Source organism: Aquimarina litoralis (assembly GCF_019295435.1).
Lineage (GTDB): Bacteria > Bacteroidota > Bacteroidia > Flavobacteriales > Flavobacteriaceae > Aquimarina > Aquimarina litoralis_A.
This window is the reverse complement of record NZ_WEKL01000028.1, coordinates 26,157-41,449: the sequence shown is the minus strand read 5'-3', so window position 1 is coordinate 41,449 and position 15,293 is coordinate 26,157. Positions and strand designations below refer to the sequence as shown.

The window sequence follows — 15,293 nt, the reverse complement described above, 5'->3', positions numbered from 1 at the left end:
ACCCTGAAATCATGAACAGAAGAAACTTTTTAAAACAATCCGTCTTTGCATCTGGAATCACATTAGTCCCTTCATTTTTGAAAGGAATGGAATTGTTAAGTCCAGCGCAATTATCTGGTTATAAAAATGTAATCATTATTCAATTATCAGGAGGTAATGATGGATTGAATAGTATTATTCCCATACAAAATGATATCTACCACAGTCTAAGACCTACTATTGCTAAAAAGAAAAATGAAACTTTGAAAATCACCGATGACTTAGCTTTTAATAGTAGTCTAGAGCCCATAAAAAAACTATACGATCAAGGAGAAGTTTGCATTGTTAATAATGTAGGATATCCAAATCCAAATAGATCACATTTTAGAAGTACGGATATCTGGCAAACGGCTAGTGATACTAACCAGTATTTATCCTCTGGTTGGGTAGGCAGATATCTCGATGCTAATTGCCAGCATCCGTATCAAGCTATAGAAGTAGACAATTCTCTGTCTTTAGCTCTTAAAGGAAATCAATTAAATGGCATAGCTGTTTCTGATCTTAAACAGTTACATCGTACTACTAGAGAACCTTTTTTCAATAAACTAGTAAATGACACTCAAGATGAGATGTTACACGAAGACAATCAAGGCTATTTATACAAAACAATGTTAGAGACCTATTCTTCTGCTTCTTATATTTATGAGACTTCAAAAATCTATGAATCCAACATTTCATATCCACAATCTTCATTTGCCAAAAATTTAAAGACTATTGCCGATTTTATCATATCTGGATTAAAAACAAGAGTATATTATAGTTCGCTTGGTGGTTTTGACAGTCATGTAAATCAGGTAAATAGTCAAGATCGATTATTAAAAGTATATGCTGAAGCGATTGGAGCTCTTGTAAAAGATTTAAAGAAGAACAATAGATTTAAAGATACATTGATACTTACCTTTTCCGAGTTTGGACGAAGAGTAAAACAAAATGGAAGCAGAGGCACTGATCACGGTGCTGCTAATAATGTAATTCTTATCGGAGGTTCACTAAAAAAAGCTGGTATCTATAATGAGCTTCCTAATTTATCGGATTTAGATTCCAATGGAGATATTAAATTTACTGTTGATTTTAGAAGTATTTATGCTTCTATTCTTAATAATTGGTTAGAAGTAAATGATCAGACAATATTAGGTACTGGTTTTGATAAACTTTCTTTTATCTAAAGCGGAATCATCAATTTAACGTATAATCCACAAAAGAATGTAAGTAATGATTTACAGAAGGAAAATCATTAGAAAACCTACTATTTTCTAGCAAAGGTTCAGCAAACTTGTAAAAACCATGAAAATCAGTCACTTTTAACTATACTAAATCAATCAAAAGCATTTTTTTTAAAGAAAACTCAACATAAATTTTACGGTAAAACCATAAAAATTGTGTTTTTTATCGATACAAAACACCTCTTCATCTAAAACATGTCAAATCATTTTATTACGTAACTATTTGATTGTAAATTTGGTACAAATCAGGTAGTAATATCATAAAGCCCCAGATCATATGAAAACTATTATTCTTTCTTTCATCATTTTATTTTCCTTTTCTACAATGAATGCTCAGGATGTTGTTTCTAATRACACAACACAGGAAGAAATGATTACTGTAAAGAATACTAAAGTTGACTTTTATCAGACATTAATTGCTGTCAATAACTTTGACATTAAAGTAAAAGAAGTAAAAACTACAGCTAGAGAGACTAAAACAGATTTTTACAAGGCTTTGATGATCAAAAATGGATTTATCACGGATAGTACTAAAACAACAAGGTTAGCAACTAAGGATGATAAAAAGAAGAAGGACACTATAATGATCGATACTACTCAGATTACCGGATTATTGCCATAATTTTTTTGAATATATACACAGTAAAAACGCCGCTATCTTCTTGCTTGATGTAGCGGTGTTTTCTTTTTTATTTTTATACATGAAAAGCTTACATTTATGTATGCAAATTCATGAAACCGCTTTTATAGTATCTACCTATCGCTCCTACCACGAAAGTGTTAGCAAAGATATTTATGCTAAACTATGGAACAACCCAAAAACAGAAGCACTTATTCCAGATATTCTAAATTCGGTTTCTTCTAAAGAGGCTATTCTTCATAGTTTACGGAATAGATTTTTCTATGAAAACTTACAATCTTTCTTTAAAAAGAATAGCGGAGGAACGTTGATTAATTTTGGAGCAGGTTTTAGTATGTATCAATTCTTATTAGACCCAACTGTTTCAACCATAGAAATCGACAAGGAAGATATCATAGAATATAAAAGAAAACGTATACATTTTTGGACTATAGAAGGAAAATTACCTAAACGTGATACCTCATATATAAGCTTTGATTTTAATCATGATTCTGCAGAAACTATGGTGAATGAATTAAAAAAGATGATTCATCAAAAACCTATATTCATTGTATTAGAAGGAGTATTATTCTTTCTAGATCAAAAAGTTACTCATAAACTTTTTAAAGTTTTCGAAGACATACAATCAGCTGGAGATTTGGTCGGAAGTGTTTCTTACATTCCAGAAATAGAAAAAACCAATGTATATAAACGGCTATTACATTATTTTAATAGTCATAACAGCACCAATGATTCTTTTGCTCATCAAACCATACCTACATCCTATTACACCCAAATTAATGGATATCGGTTAAAAGAACATACTCATGAATATGAATTGTCCAAACTATACACTCCAGACGCTCAAATAGACAATCCTAATGATATCTTAAACGAGCATTTATATCTTTTGGAAAGAGTTTGATTATTTCATTGCCTTAGCCATTACATGATATCTAGGATCATCTATATCATGCTCTATTACATTAGCTAATCTTGGAGAAGCTTTAATCATTAATGCCTGACACTCTTCACTCAGATGCTTGATTCTGACTTTTTTACCCGCTTCTTCATATTTACCTACCAAATTAAAGATTGCTTCTAAAGCAGAGTGATCACTTACACGTGATTCTATAAAATCAATTTCTACATTTTCTGGATCGTTTGTTACGTCAAACTTCGAGTTAAAAGCTTGTATACTTCCAAAGAATAATGGGCCCCAAATTTCATAAACCTTCGTACCATCTTCTCTTATATGTTTACGAGCACGGATTTTTTTAGCGTTTTCCCAAGCAAATGCAAGAGCAGACATAATAACTCCTGCGATTACTGCTACTGCCAAATCAAAGAAAACAGTAAGCGACGATACTGCAATTAAAACAATAGCATCGGTAAGTGGAATTTTATTCAAGATTCTAAAACTAGACCATGCAAATGTGCCAATTACAACCATAAACATCACTCCCACTAATGCTGCAATAGGCACCTGTTCGATCAATCCAGAGGCAAACAAGATAAACATTAACAAAGTTACGGCAGCGACTATTCCAGATAAACGAGTACGTCCTCCTCCTTTGATATTAATAATAGATTGTCCAATCATTGCACAACCACCCATTCCACCAAAAAGTCCCGTAATAATATTAGCACCTCCTTGTGCAAGACACTCTCTATTAGAATTTCCACGAGTTTCTGTTAACTCATCAATTAGATTAAGCGTCATTAAAGATTCTATCAATCCAATCGCAGCTAAAATCAGAGCATAAGGTCCTATAAATTTTAACGTTTCGAAATTCATAGGTACCTTATTAAAAATATCAAACTGAAATTGAGGTAATCCTCCCTTAAGACCTTCTCCTCCTCCATCTCTAATAAAACTACCTACGGTAGCAACATCCAGTTTACCAAAAATTACTATAGCAGACACTACTAAGATTCCTATCAATGCTTCTGGTAATTTAGAAGTCGCCTTAATCTTTGGTAATCCCCACATAATAAGCATTGTCAATCCAACTAATCCCAACATTAAGAACAACTCAGATCCTTGCATCCAAACCTTTTCTCCTCCAACAAACTCCTTAAACATTCCTAACTGAGAAAGAAAAATAACGATTGCCAGACCATTTACAAATCCCATCATTACAGGATGCGGTATCAAGCGTACAAATTTTCCAAGCTTTAATACACCCGCTAACATTTGTATAATACCCATCAAAATAACGGTAGCAAAAAGGTAATACAATCCTAATTGTTCCCCTTCTGCTCCCATAGCATTTCCTTCTGCAACCAAATTAACCATAACTACTGCTAAGGCTCCAGTTGCTCCAGAAATCATACCAGGACGACCACCAAAAACAGAAGTAATTAATCCAATCATAAATGCAGCATACAATCCCACTAAAGGATCTACTCCTGCCACAAAGGCAAATGCAACAGCTTCAGGGACCAAGGCTAATGCTACTGTTAAACCAGATAGAATATCATTTTTAGCATTGGCTACTCTTTTTCGTACAAATTCTGTCATAATCCGTTTATTTTGAGGGTGCAAAAATACAGTTATTTTATATCCCAACAAGTAAAATTCCTAGCTATCTGAATAAAGAAATAAACTAAAACGTTATAGAAGATTAAAAAAATGTAAAACTTAGTATATTTATGCCTAACTCACACTGCACATGCGAATCATCACACTCATTATCAGCTTTCTAACAATTGCATCTTGTAATACCTCAAAGAACAAGACAAACCAAGACTTTGATTTTACTACAAATTTTGAAAAAAGTAATGGTACAGAAACGCCAACTTATGATGAAGTAATTACCTATTATCAAAATCTTGCAGAAGCTTATCCAGAAATTACTATACAAGAAATTGGAATCACAGATAGTGGTAATCCACTACATATTGTGACTTTAAATCCAGATAAGATATTTGATTTCAAAAAAATAAGACAAAACAAACGTATTTTATTAATCAATAATGGTATACATCCTGGAGAAAGTGACGGTATTGACGCTACAATGATGTTATTTAGAGATATTGTTAATGGAACTGTGGAGTCTCCAAAAAATACGGTTATAGTGACTATTCCCATCTATAATATTGGTGGTGCATTGAATCGCAATACCGGTACACGAACCAATCAAAATGGCCCAAAAGCCTATGGATTTAGAGGAAATTCTAGAAACTATGACCTAAATCGAGATTTTATAAAAAGTGATACTAAAAATGCACAAACTTTCGCTAAAATTTTCCACCTGATACAACCAGATGTTTTTATAGATAATCATGTAAGTAATGGAGCGGATTATCAATATACACTTACCCATCTCTTTACGCAACACAACAAGTTAAATGGCGCACTTGGGGCCTATTTAAATACTGAAATGCATCCACAATTGGAGGCTTTACTAAAAGAAAAACAATGGGATATTACACCTTATGTAAATGTTTGGGGTACTACTCCAGATAAAGGTTGGACACAATTTATGGATTCTCCAAGATATTCTACAGGATATACAACTTTATGGAATACTCTAGGGATGATGGTAGAAACCCACATGCTCAAACCTTATAAACCAAGAGTTGAAGGCACGTATGAACTCATGAGATCTATGATTGAAATTACTGAAAAAGATGGTGAAAAAATCAAAGAGTTACGATCAAAAGCGTTCGCTGATCTACCCAAACAAGAAACCTATACTGTTAATTGGAAAGTGGACACAACAAACGCTACCTATTTTAACTTCAAAGGATACGAAAGTGCTTATATAGATAGTAAGGTTACTGGTGCAAAACGATTAAAATATTACTCTGATAGACCTTATACGAAGAAAGTTCGCTATCAGAACTACTTTAGCCCAACTAGAAATATCAAAATACCAGAAGCCTATGTAATTCCGCAGGGATGGTGGCCAATTACAGAAAAGCTAGATCTTAATCAAATATCCTACAAAACACTTGAAAAAGATAGTGCTATTTCTGTTGAAGTTTACCATATTGCTAGTTACCAAAGTAGAAAAACTCCTTACGAAGGACATTACCTTCATTATAACACCAAGCTTCGTAAAAGTAAAGAAACCATACTCTTCAAAAAAGGTGATCGTATCATTCCTACAGATCAAAAAGGATTTAGATATATCTTAGAAACCTTAGAACCAGAAGCTCCAGATTCTTTTTTCAATTGGAATTTCTTTGATACTATCTTACAACAGAAAGAAGGATTTTCTCCTTATGTTTGGGAGGATAAAGCACTGGAACTATTAGAAAATGACGATGTATTAAAAATACAATTTGAAGAAAAGAAGAAAGATACCTTATTTGCAAAAAACTGGCGCGCACAATTGGATTGGATTCATAAACAATCAGATAATTATGAAAAAGCTCATATGAGATATCCTATCTATAGAATTAATAAATAATAACTAGGTATTTAGGATTAATTGTAGTTATTTTAAGTTAAGCTTATCTATTTTTGTCTGGATACCAGCTCCTTGCATTTCTTTTTCTATAGTTTGAAATTCAGTTTTATCTACGCTTTTGATGATCCTTCCATCTTTAAGATAATGCAGATAATCACAAGTTTCATACAAAGTAGAAAAAATATGTGATGATAATATCACTATTTTATTTAGCTCTTTTAACCTAAATAGTATCTGATTGATAATAGTATTGCTATAAATATCTACCCCATTAAAGGGTTCGTCTAAAATAAAAACATCATTTTCTTGCATTAAAATGCCAGACAACGCAAGTTTCTTCTGCATTCCTGTAGAATAGGTTTCTGCATATTGATCTAATGGAAGGTCAAAGATGTTTTTCTCCCGAATATCAATAGTTTTAATATTTCTAGCATTACAAATCAATCGCAAATATTCTTTACCCGTTATTTTGGACAAAAAATATGGATCTGTGGGCAAAAACCCTATAACATCTTTAAGATTTCCCTTAGCATAATCAATGGTTCCTTCAAAACCGTCTATCCCGGCAATAGCATTAAACAAAGTAGTCTTTCCTGCTCCATTTTCGCCAACAACACCGTGAATCTCTCCAGGATTAAAAGATAGACTAATATCTTTCAAGACTTGATTTTGACCATAGCTCTTGGATAAAGAGGTAATAGATATCATTGTAGTATTCGATTTAAATTGTGTATTGCTTCTTTATAAAAATAAGGTATTGTAATGATCATCAACGGAGGAAACAAAAGACATAAAACCCCTACGATTCCTTGAAATATTCCTAACCCATAATACTCAAACGCATGTTTCATCAAAACATACATCACTATATACAGCCAACCTACAACTAAAAACAATAAAGTGATATGAGCTTCTTTGCTATAAAAAACAATCAATAAAACCAAAACAGGTATCATGAGCAGCAAACTATTTTTTAAAGCAATAATGATTTTGTTTTTTAAAAATTCTTTTGGACTCTTGGCATGTATCCAAATATAATATTGAGGATCAGGTTTTGTATAGTATCCAGAACACACTAGTAAAATTAGAATCAAGGCAAAAATTCCGAGGTTGTAATTCTCCTTATAAATTGCTATCCCTGCTAAACTATAAATCAATGGAAACACCCAAAACGTCTTTCGAAAACCAATAATAAATTCAGTAGGATATTTACCAAAGGGAGTAGGTATTATTATAGTTTGCTTTTTCTTCTTTTTTATAAAAGAAATAAATAATGTGATGATATACAATACAGAAGCTTCAATCAGAAAACCTTTAAACACTAAGATAAATCCAAATGGAGTAGCTTTTATAATATTGTTTAAAACAACAATTACCTTAAAACGAGAAGCTAAAAAATGCTGCTGTAAAAATTCTTTGTGCTTAGCATTATTAAAGCTGTATACAAACATAACCGCTATAAGCACATAGATATAATTAGCATATAAAACTTGATCAAAAAAACTTAAAGATATCCAACAAAAAAGAAATATAATGATTGGCCAACCGATAATAGGTTCTGTTCCAAAATCCTTAAATACGCGATATATACGCCTATATTGTAATTGATAGTAATACTTCAAATTGCAAATTAAAAGTTGAAATAATATACTTATACGTCATATCACAGCTATAAAAGTTACATCATTTGTATTATTTTACTTCTATTCCTTTTTTCTAAATATTAAAAAAAAATGTTGATTTTCTCTATTACTAAGCTATTAATTGGGTCAGTTTCACATTTCCATTAATGAACTCAAAGGCTAACTAGCACAGATAATTACAGGTTTCTTCCACACTATTGCTGCTGATTTAAAAAAGTGGGGTAGTTTGAAAAAGATGATTACTTTTGCAAATATTTTAGATTTATCAAAAGACTAAAATAGCATCAATTAAAAATCAGGTAGTTTGAGAAATAAATATGAATCCTAAATTTGGATCATTTATTGAAGAAGTTCGAGTAATATTATTGCTCTTAGGATAAAACTACACTAAAAAAATTAAAAAAACAGTAGATGAAGGAATTATTTGACGAGGTATCATTTAAGTGTAGTAAAATTGTTACACAAAATTATAGTACTTCATTCTCTATGGGTATCAAGCTGTTTGACAAATCTATAAGAGACAGTATCTTTAGCATTTATGGTTTTGTACGTTTTGCAGATGAGATAGTTGACACATTTCATGATTATGATAAGGACACACTGTTTTCAAATTTTGAGGAAGATTACTATAGAGCTTATAATCAAGGTATAAGTCTGAATCCAATACTCAATTCTTTTCAATTAACCGTTAAGAAATACAATATTGATGATGAACTAATACAAGCTTTCTTGAAAAGTATGCGTAGTGATTTATCAAAAAAGGAGTTTAATGATGATGAAATTAAGTCTTATATATATGGTTCTGCAGATGTAGTAGGATTAATGTGTCTTAAAGTTTTCGTTAATGGTGATGAAGAAAGGTATCAGGCGCTAAAACCTGCTGCAATGAGTTTAGGCTCTGCATTTCAGAAAGTGAATTTTTTACGTGATATCAACGAAGATATTAACCAATTACATCGTATTTACTTTCCTATCTTACGAGATAATGAATTAACAGAAAGCATCAAGAAAAAAATTATTGAATATATAAACGAAGATTTCAAAGTTGCCTTAGAAGGAATCAAAGAATTACCAGACAATTCAAAAAACGGAGTTTATGCAGCATATCTTTATTACACTAAGCTTACTAATAAAATAGAATATACTCCAGTTGAGAAATTGCTCAATGAGCGAATTCGAATACCAAATAGATCAAAAATATGGACATTAGCATCTATTTATATAAGCAACAAGCTTAAACTGACATAGAAAAAAATACGTAAATCACGAATTATGCCCCTTTATTTATTTAATAACTCAGATTATTTCGCATGCAATCATTCTAGCATTAAGCAGCTTTTTTCAAAATTAGAATTGATTGAAAAAGTGGGGCAAAATTTTAATTATAGGACATTTTTAGATTAAGAAATGATACGTGCTAATCATAGTAAATTCTGGGTAAAAGTATCTAAGTATTATACAAAAATACTAATAGGCATGTTTTTTGGAAGACTTAATTATATAGGTCAATATGAAGAAAAAGAGCTTCCAATACTTATGATCAGTAATCATTTTTCTTTTTATGATGGTTTTATACAAATCCTATTGAATCTTAAAGTCTTTAAAAGAAGATTCAACTTTATGATGCTGGAAAAAGAACTGAGAAAAAATATGATATTAACCAAAATCGGTGCTAGCTCTATCAGCAAGGGTAAAAAGTCTAGTATTGAGAGTTTGGATTATGCCGTAGAAATGTTGCAAAACAAAAAGAATTTATTCTTATTTTTCCCTCAGGGAAAAATTCAAAGTATTTATACAAGAAAATTTACTTTTGAAAAAGGATTGCTTTCTCATATTTTGAAAAACACAAAAAATGATTATCAATTAGTATATAATATCAATTTAATTAAATACGGAGCAAAACTAAGACCTGATATATACGTTTATTATGAAACGCATATAATAAAAGCAACTATGAATGCCGAAGATGTAGAACAAGAATTTAATCGCTTTGCACAAGCGTGTTTTAAAAAGCAAGGAGTAATATGATTTATTTTTGTTGTTTTTTAATATCCCTTTTGATTATCAGATTGCTGGTGGCATTTGTTAATTACCTTTCATTTGCCTACTTGCCAAAGAAAGCACAGTTAACGTCTGAACCATCGGTTTCCATCTTAATACCTGCTCGTAATGAGGAGGAGAATATTGGAACCTTACTAGAACAATTATCTACCCTTGAATACAATAATCTAGAGATAATTGTTTACAATGACCATTCTTCTGACAAAACAGAAAGCATCATTAAACATTGGGCAACTTTAAACCCCAATATTAAACTGATCAATGGGAACAACCTTCCAAAAGGTTGGCTAGGCAAAAACAATGCTTGTCATCAATTGGCAAAATCTGCTACTGGTGACATACTACTCTTTTTAGATGCAGATGTTAGTGTACAAAAGGATGTAATCAAACGCAGTATTAGCTACCTTCAAAAACATGAACTTCATTTACTTTCTATATTCCCAAAGCAAATAGTAAAATCTTTTGGCGAAAAAGTTTCTGTACCCTTAATGAACTGGGTTTTATTAAGTTTACTTCCAATTTATCTTATTAGAAAATCAAAGAATAAAATGTTTTCCGCAGCTAATGGCCAGTTTATGATGTTTAAAGCAGCTACCTATAAATCCATTTGGCCTCATGAAAAGTATAAATCTCATAAGGTAGAAGACATTGCTATTATTAGATTATTTAAGCAAAAAGGTATTACAAGTGACACACGTTTGGGAGACAATGATATCTCTTGTAGAATGTATGTTGGATTAGATGAAGCTGTTGAAGGATTCATAAAAAACATATTTCAGTTCTTTGGAAACAGTATTTTAATTACTATTGCATTCGGAATTTTAACCACAATTGCTCCATTCGTAATATATATGTACATGGGCTTATGGTGGTTTATAGGTTATATCTTAGGTATTATATGTATTCGATTTTTTGTGATGTTAGCAAGTCAACAATCAGTTGTTCAAAACATACTTTTGGTATTACCTCAACACATTATATTTCTTTTTATCATCATTAAGGGGCTCATAAATAACAAACAGAAAAAACTAATATGGAAAGACAGAAATATATTACAAGATCTATAATTTTGATCATTACTATACTGTTTTCAACACATTTAAGCTTTTCTCAAAGCCCATACCGCGATCCAATATATAAAGCTTATTCTAGAGGCAAAATGGATAAATGGTTTGAATTAATGCATTCATGCGAAAAAAATGCGGATCCAAATAATTTTGAAGAACAACTGGAACTTATCAATTATTATTACGGTTACACAGCATGGTTAATCGGAGCTGAAAAAGATGATCTTGCTGAAAAATACATTGATAAATCAGAAAAAATAATCAATAGATTATTAGAAAGATCTCCGGAAAACCCGACTTTACTAGCCTATAAAGGAGCGTATGTAGCATTTACTATTGGTATCTCAAGTTTAAAAGCTATTTACTTAGGAAGAAGAAGCATGAGATATATAGATAAGTCGATTGAACTAGATCCAGAGAATATTCAAGGAAATATTGAAAAAGGAAACTCAATGTATTACCGACCAACAGCTTTTGGCGGAGATAAAGGAAAAGCAATTAAATACTACATAAGAGCAGTAGAAAGTTTCGAAAAACAAGGACTAGTAGTCAATAATTGGATGTACATCAATACAATGACGATGTTAGGGCAAGCCTATGAAGCAACGGATCAAATACAACGAGCCAAGCTATGTTACGAAAAAATAATGCGGATATTCCCTAATTTCATGTGGGTCGAAGACGAACTCTATCCTGATATGCTCAAGCGTAACAATCTATAACAATAATCATTTATTTCATGAAGTTTGTAATTAACAAAACGACATTACAATGCATAAAATTCTTGATATTATTATGCCTTATCGCTAAACCTATAGCTATAAATGCCCAAAAAATACAGGAAGACGAGGTTGTTAATCTTAATAAAATTCCTCCTCGTATTATCAGGGCATGTTGCGCATTTGGTTATGATTTAAAAATATGGGGAATTCCTTTTGTTTCTATCGACCAAGTAATAAGTATTGATGATCTGAATGAACATCATTATATGGGTAATAAACGAGAAGGTACCGGAACTATTTACACGACTAAAGGAGGATTTATTGATATCGGTCACTTACGAGATCAACTTGATTGGACTCGTTTTATACACGCTACTATCATTAATAGCAAAGGAAAAGGCGAAGTAATTTTACCGTTACGAAATGAAGCAGGACGCAAGACTCTATATTTAAATATACCTGAACAACTAAATGATCATGATAGTGTTCTTTTAGCAGGGAAGATAACATACGACCTTTCTCTATGGCATGAGATTTCCACTTGGTTTGGAGCATCTACCGTTCCATTTATATCAGAAAAGTTTTCCAGTTTTTCGGTTGAAGATGTGTATTCAAACTTACTTGGAATACACATAGGAATGAAAACTTTGCGTTCAAAACAACCTTTTAACAAAACAGCTACAGAGGTTATCGCATCTACGCTAGACAGTCTTGGAGTTGTAAAGACTGCAAAAGAAACCTATGATGCTTACGATGCTATTAATAATAAGTGGTATACCAATAAGAAACGTATACCTAGCGCTAAAATTACGCTAAAACGAGACCTTAATATTCTTAAATCAAGTAATCCTTGGATAATACCAAATCATACAACTGACAACAATCAACCAGTAGTATTAGATGTACCTATCTCAAATACTAAAGGCGAGCTACTTACCAATTTTTATCAATTCACTATTGATCTTAACTATAGAATTCCTGTTGAAGAAATTTTTCCAAATCGAAAAAATAATATTATCAATCAAGATGATTTTAGCGTGTTGATTAACAGAATCAGCCAAGAAATTCAAATCAAAGAACAAAGTGTTTTAGCTCAAAAGAAAGAAATTTTTCAAAAATAGTTCTCTTTCTAGTATTGATCCCGTTCTCAAGACATAATGAATCGTACAAGACGACTATGAATAGAACTAATCTTTAATATTCCTGTTTAATTTATCCAACTCTTTAAAAACATCTTTAGCATTCAAAGAAAAGGATTCCTCCTCTTCATTGACATACTGGATCATACCCTTCTTAATTAATCTATTCTTAACCATCATACCAGCCTGATCCGTAGTATTTCTTCTATAGAGATATTTCAATCTCCCAACCACTCCTGTTTCTATATTACCAACGAAGATATTATCAAAATAATCTGGTGCTCCAGAAAATTGAATTACTAGATATTTATCTATTAATACTACTTCCTCAATTGAATCCCATCTTAACTTACCAACACTACCTGTCAAATTGATTTCATTTACCAAAATCCACTWTTGTAATTTCTCCTTTTTGACAAAAACTCCATGTGAGGTTTTGAAAACCTGATATCTACCGTTATCAGCCACTAACTCAGGTGAAGATGTATTATAACGATGGCATCTCCCGCAATATGTTAAAAATCCTTTTTTGGTTTCTAGATTGTTTTTTTCTTGAAATTCAACTTCCTCTGGAGAAAGAGTATCTATCATATCCCCTTCTACCAGGATACTATAGTTATCTTCTGGCACCACTATTTCTTTAGTTTCCCAAGGAATTTCAGGATAAACAATAAGATCAAAATGTGGATTTTCTAACAATGCTCTATTTGAGGATTTTCCTTTAAGAATCCATTCCAAAGAAGGATCAGGAGCTTCTCTTATTATTGGAAATAATTTTTCTTGAATAGCAGATAAAAATAATTGATTCTCTGGAAGATTCAATGCGGTAGGAATCAAGTGCAACGTTATCATTGCACAAAAACAACGATGATTACTTAGCTCATATACCTCAGCATTTCTACCATTTACAACTGTAACATCTGTTCCTCCAAAGTTACTCCCGCCATCATGGAAAACACGCAATGTATCAAGAACTCCATCTCTATTAAAATCATCTATTACAGGAACGTGTTTTTTATAGAATTGAGCAAATACATTGAAAACTATAAACATCAATATACAAGTCAAACCATATCTCATAACATTTTATTTAAAATCAGGATAAATATTCATGAGAAAATAGCTGTTTAATATTTGCATAAGAGTCTTTCAAAGCCTTTTTTGCTTTTTTAGCATCTTTCCATTTAACCTTCATAATTCCTTCATTCTTTTGGGGTGTTAATGTACCATCATACTCTGTCTTCATCTCGAACCAATACGTTACTTTGAGTCTAAACTCACCATTTCGTTTAAAAATATGATACGTTTTATACAAAAACTTGGTAATCTCTAATCCGGTTACTCCTGTCTCCTCTTCTACTTCCCTAATAGCAGTTGTCTCCATATCCTCATTTTTTTCAGCTTTACCTTTCGGAAGATCCCATTTGCCATTTCTGTGAATAAAAAGCACTTCTTTTTTAGCATTATATACTTTTCCTCCACCAGCTAATACTACTGGCAATTTTGCAAACAAATGCTCCAATAACTTTTCTTCTGTTTTATGATAAAAATGAAATTTTGCTTCTTTGCCTTTATCTTCTTTTTGCAAAATATCTCGGATAATTTTAGGAAAATCTACTTCTTTGATATGAATTGTTTCATAATCTTCAATTCCCTTTTTTGTAGATAGAATAATAGGCGTATTATTCACAAAAACTTTATACATTTGCAACTATGATTTTTGATAAAAATACAGCTAAAAAAACTGCTGAACTGCTGCTGCAAATTAATGCAATTAAATTACAACCGCAAGAACCTTTTACATGGGCTTCTGGATGGAAATCTCCTATCTACTGCGATAATAGAGTAACTCTTTCATATCCTGTAATTCGTAATTTTTTAAGAGAAAACCTTGCTAAGTTTATCGAAGAAAAATACGGAAAACCTGATGTGATCGCTGGTGTTGCTACAGGAGCTATAGGAATAGGTATGCTTGTTGCTGAGCAACTTAACCTTCCATTTATATACGTAAGACCAGAAGCTAAAAAACACGGTAGAAAAAATCAAATAGAAGGGATTGTACCTTCAGGTAAAAATGTGGTAGTTGTCGAAGATCTTATAAGTACTGGAAAAAGTAGCTTAAATGCTGTAAAAGCATTAAAGGAGGTAAATGCCAATGTAAAGGGAATGGTTGCTATTTTTAACTATGGTTTCGAAATAGCATCTAAGAATTTTGAAGATGCGGCATTATCTTTGAACACTTTAAGTAATTATGAAAATCTTCTGGAACAAGCATTAGATACTAATTACATTACGGAAGAACAACAAAAAACACTACAAAACTGGAGAATAAATCCAGCAGAGTGGAATCAATAAATTT

Annotated in this window: 15 protein-coding genes; 10 read left to right on the top strand and 5 right to left on the bottom strand. The window is 31.7% G+C overall.

Annotated elements, in window-relative coordinates:
• Positions 1–11: 11 nt before the first annotated feature.
• The 3 genes from GBO31_RS15220 to GBO31_RS15210 all read left to right on the top strand — a co-directional run bounded on the left by GBO31_RS15220 (position 12) and on the right by GBO31_RS15210 (position 2,806).
• Complete coding sequence (locus tag GBO31_RS15220) at positions 12–1,205, top strand: DUF1501 domain-containing protein (RefSeq protein ID WP_219009221.1); 1,194 nt, start codon at positions 12–14, stop codon at positions 1,203–1,205.
• 334 nt (positions 1,206–1,539) lie between these two features.
• Positions 1,540–1,884 (top strand): hypothetical protein, encoded by a 345-nt coding sequence (locus GBO31_RS15215; RefSeq protein ID WP_219009220.1) that lies wholly within the window; start codon positions 1,540–1,542, stop codon positions 1,882–1,884.
• 100 nt (positions 1,885–1,984) lie between these two features.
• Entirely contained in the window at positions 1,985–2,806 is an 822-nt protein-coding gene (locus tag GBO31_RS15210) for a class I SAM-dependent methyltransferase (protein WP_219009219.1), read from the top strand.
• Here the strand turns inward: GBO31_RS15210 and GBO31_RS15205 are convergent, their stop codons facing one another.
• The gene (locus tag GBO31_RS15205; RefSeq protein WP_219009218.1) at positions 2,807–4,405 is read right to left on the bottom strand and encodes a SulP family inorganic anion transporter; all 1,599 of its coding nucleotides are present in this window, start codon (positions 4,403–4,405) and stop codon (positions 2,807–2,809) included. It abuts the gene before it with no gap.
• A 151-nt stretch (positions 4,406–4,556) separates the two neighbouring features.
• Here GBO31_RS15205 and GBO31_RS15200 point away from each other — a divergent pair, with 151 nt between their 5' ends.
• On the top strand, positions 4,557–6,302 hold the full coding sequence (locus GBO31_RS15200) for a M14 family metallopeptidase (RefSeq protein WP_219009217.1): 1,746 nt from the start codon (positions 4,557–4,559) through the stop codon (positions 6,300–6,302).
• 27 nt (positions 6,303–6,329) lie between these two features.
• On the opposite strand, the gene GBO31_RS15195 is transcribed toward GBO31_RS15200, so the two are convergent.
• A complete protein-coding gene (locus GBO31_RS15195) occupies positions 6,330–7,010 on the bottom strand; it encodes an ATP-binding cassette domain-containing protein (RefSeq protein ID WP_219009216.1) in 681 nt (226 codons plus the stop codon).
• On the bottom strand, positions 7,007–7,924 hold the full coding sequence (locus GBO31_RS15190) for a hypothetical protein (protein ID WP_219009215.1): 918 nt from the start codon (positions 7,922–7,924) through the stop codon (positions 7,007–7,009). Before GBO31_RS15190 ends, GBO31_RS15195 begins: the two co-directional genes overlap by 4 nt.
• Positions 7,925–8,356: 432 nt before the next feature.
• Here GBO31_RS15190 and GBO31_RS15185 point away from each other — a divergent pair, with 432 nt between their 5' ends.
• The 5 genes from GBO31_RS15185 to GBO31_RS15165 all read left to right on the top strand — a co-directional run bounded on the left by GBO31_RS15185 (position 8,357) and on the right by GBO31_RS15165 (position 12,916).
• Entirely contained in the window at positions 8,357–9,193 is an 837-nt protein-coding gene (locus GBO31_RS15185) for a phytoene/squalene synthase family protein (protein ID WP_219009214.1), read from the top strand.
• Between the two features lie 228 nt (positions 9,194–9,421).
• Entirely contained in the window at positions 9,422–9,973 is a 552-nt protein-coding gene (locus tag GBO31_RS15180; protein ID WP_219009213.1) for a 1-acyl-sn-glycerol-3-phosphate acyltransferase, read from the top strand.
• A 47-nt stretch (positions 9,974–10,020) separates the two neighbouring features.
• Positions 10,021–11,073 (top strand): glycosyltransferase, encoded by a 1,053-nt coding sequence (locus tag GBO31_RS15175; protein ID WP_219009212.1) that lies wholly within the window; start codon positions 10,021–10,023, stop codon positions 11,071–11,073.
• A complete protein-coding gene (locus GBO31_RS15170; RefSeq protein ID WP_219009211.1) occupies positions 11,040–11,795 on the top strand; it encodes a tetratricopeptide repeat protein in 756 nt (251 codons plus the stop codon). The genes GBO31_RS15175 and GBO31_RS15170 overlap by 34 nt, the downstream gene beginning before the upstream one ends.
• Before the next feature lie 17 nt (positions 11,796–11,812).
• Positions 11,813–12,916, top strand: coding sequence for a DUF4056 domain-containing protein (locus GBO31_RS15165; RefSeq protein WP_219009210.1), 1,104 nt, complete (start codon positions 11,813–11,815; stop codon positions 12,914–12,916).
• A 66-nt stretch (positions 12,917–12,982) separates the two neighbouring features.
• On the opposite strand, the gene GBO31_RS15160 is transcribed toward GBO31_RS15165, so the two are convergent.
• Both GBO31_RS15160 and GBO31_RS15155 read right to left on the bottom strand, forming a co-directional pair.
• Positions 12,983–14,014 (bottom strand): hypothetical protein, encoded by a 1,032-nt coding sequence (locus tag GBO31_RS15160; protein WP_219009209.1) that lies wholly within the window; start codon positions 14,012–14,014, stop codon positions 12,983–12,985.
• A 16-nt stretch (positions 14,015–14,030) separates the two neighbouring features.
• On the bottom strand, positions 14,031–14,639 hold the full coding sequence (locus GBO31_RS15155; protein WP_219009208.1) for an NUDIX hydrolase: 609 nt from the start codon (positions 14,637–14,639) through the stop codon (positions 14,031–14,033).
• An 8-nt stretch (positions 14,640–14,647) separates the two neighbouring features.
• Here GBO31_RS15155 and pyrE point away from each other — a divergent pair, with 8 nt between their 5' ends.
• The gene (gene pyrE, locus GBO31_RS15150; RefSeq protein ID WP_219009207.1) at positions 14,648–15,289 is read left to right on the top strand and encodes an orotate phosphoribosyltransferase; all 642 of its coding nucleotides are present in this window, start codon (positions 14,648–14,650) and stop codon (positions 15,287–15,289) included.
• Positions 15,290–15,293: the final 4 nt, after the last annotated feature.

What these genes read in the sequence shown, in the direction of transcription:
- GBO31_RS15220 (WP_219009221.1), top strand. Translation starts at nt 12, where the DNA reads ATGAACAGAAGAAACTTTTTAAAACAATCCGTCTTTGCATCTGGAATC.
- GBO31_RS15210 (WP_219009219.1), top strand. Translation starts at nt 1,985, where the DNA reads ATGCAAATTCATGAAACCGCTTTTATAGTATCTACCTATCGCTCCTAC.
- GBO31_RS15205 (WP_219009218.1), bottom strand. Translation starts at nt 4,405, where the DNA reads ATGACAGAATTTGTACGAAAAAGAGTAGCCAATGCTAAAAATGATATT.
- GBO31_RS15200 (WP_219009217.1), top strand. Translation starts at nt 4,557, where the DNA reads ATGCGAATCATCACACTCATTATCAGCTTTCTAACAATTGCATCTTGT.
- GBO31_RS15195 (WP_219009216.1), bottom strand. Translation starts at nt 7,010, where the DNA reads ATGATATCTATTACCTCTTTATCCAAGAGCTATGGTCAAAATCAAGTC.
- GBO31_RS15185 (WP_219009214.1), top strand. Translation starts at nt 8,357, where the DNA reads ATGAAGGAATTATTTGACGAGGTATCATTTAAGTGTAGTAAAATTGTT.
- GBO31_RS15180 (WP_219009213.1), top strand. Translation starts at nt 9,422, where the DNA reads ATGTTTTTTGGAAGACTTAATTATATAGGTCAATATGAAGAAAAAGAG.
- GBO31_RS15170 (WP_219009211.1), top strand. Translation starts at nt 11,040, where the DNA reads ATGGAAAGACAGAAATATATTACAAGATCTATAATTTTGATCATTACT.
- GBO31_RS15165 (WP_219009210.1), top strand. Translation starts at nt 11,813, where the DNA reads ATGAAGTTTGTAATTAACAAAACGACATTACAATGCATAAAATTCTTG.
- GBO31_RS15155 (WP_219009208.1), bottom strand. Translation starts at nt 14,639, where the DNA reads ATGTATAAAGTTTTTGTGAATAATACGCCTATTATTCTATCTACAAAA.
- pyrE (WP_219009207.1), top strand. Translation starts at nt 14,648, where the DNA reads ATGATTTTTGATAAAAATACAGCTAAAAAAACTGCTGAACTGCTGCTG.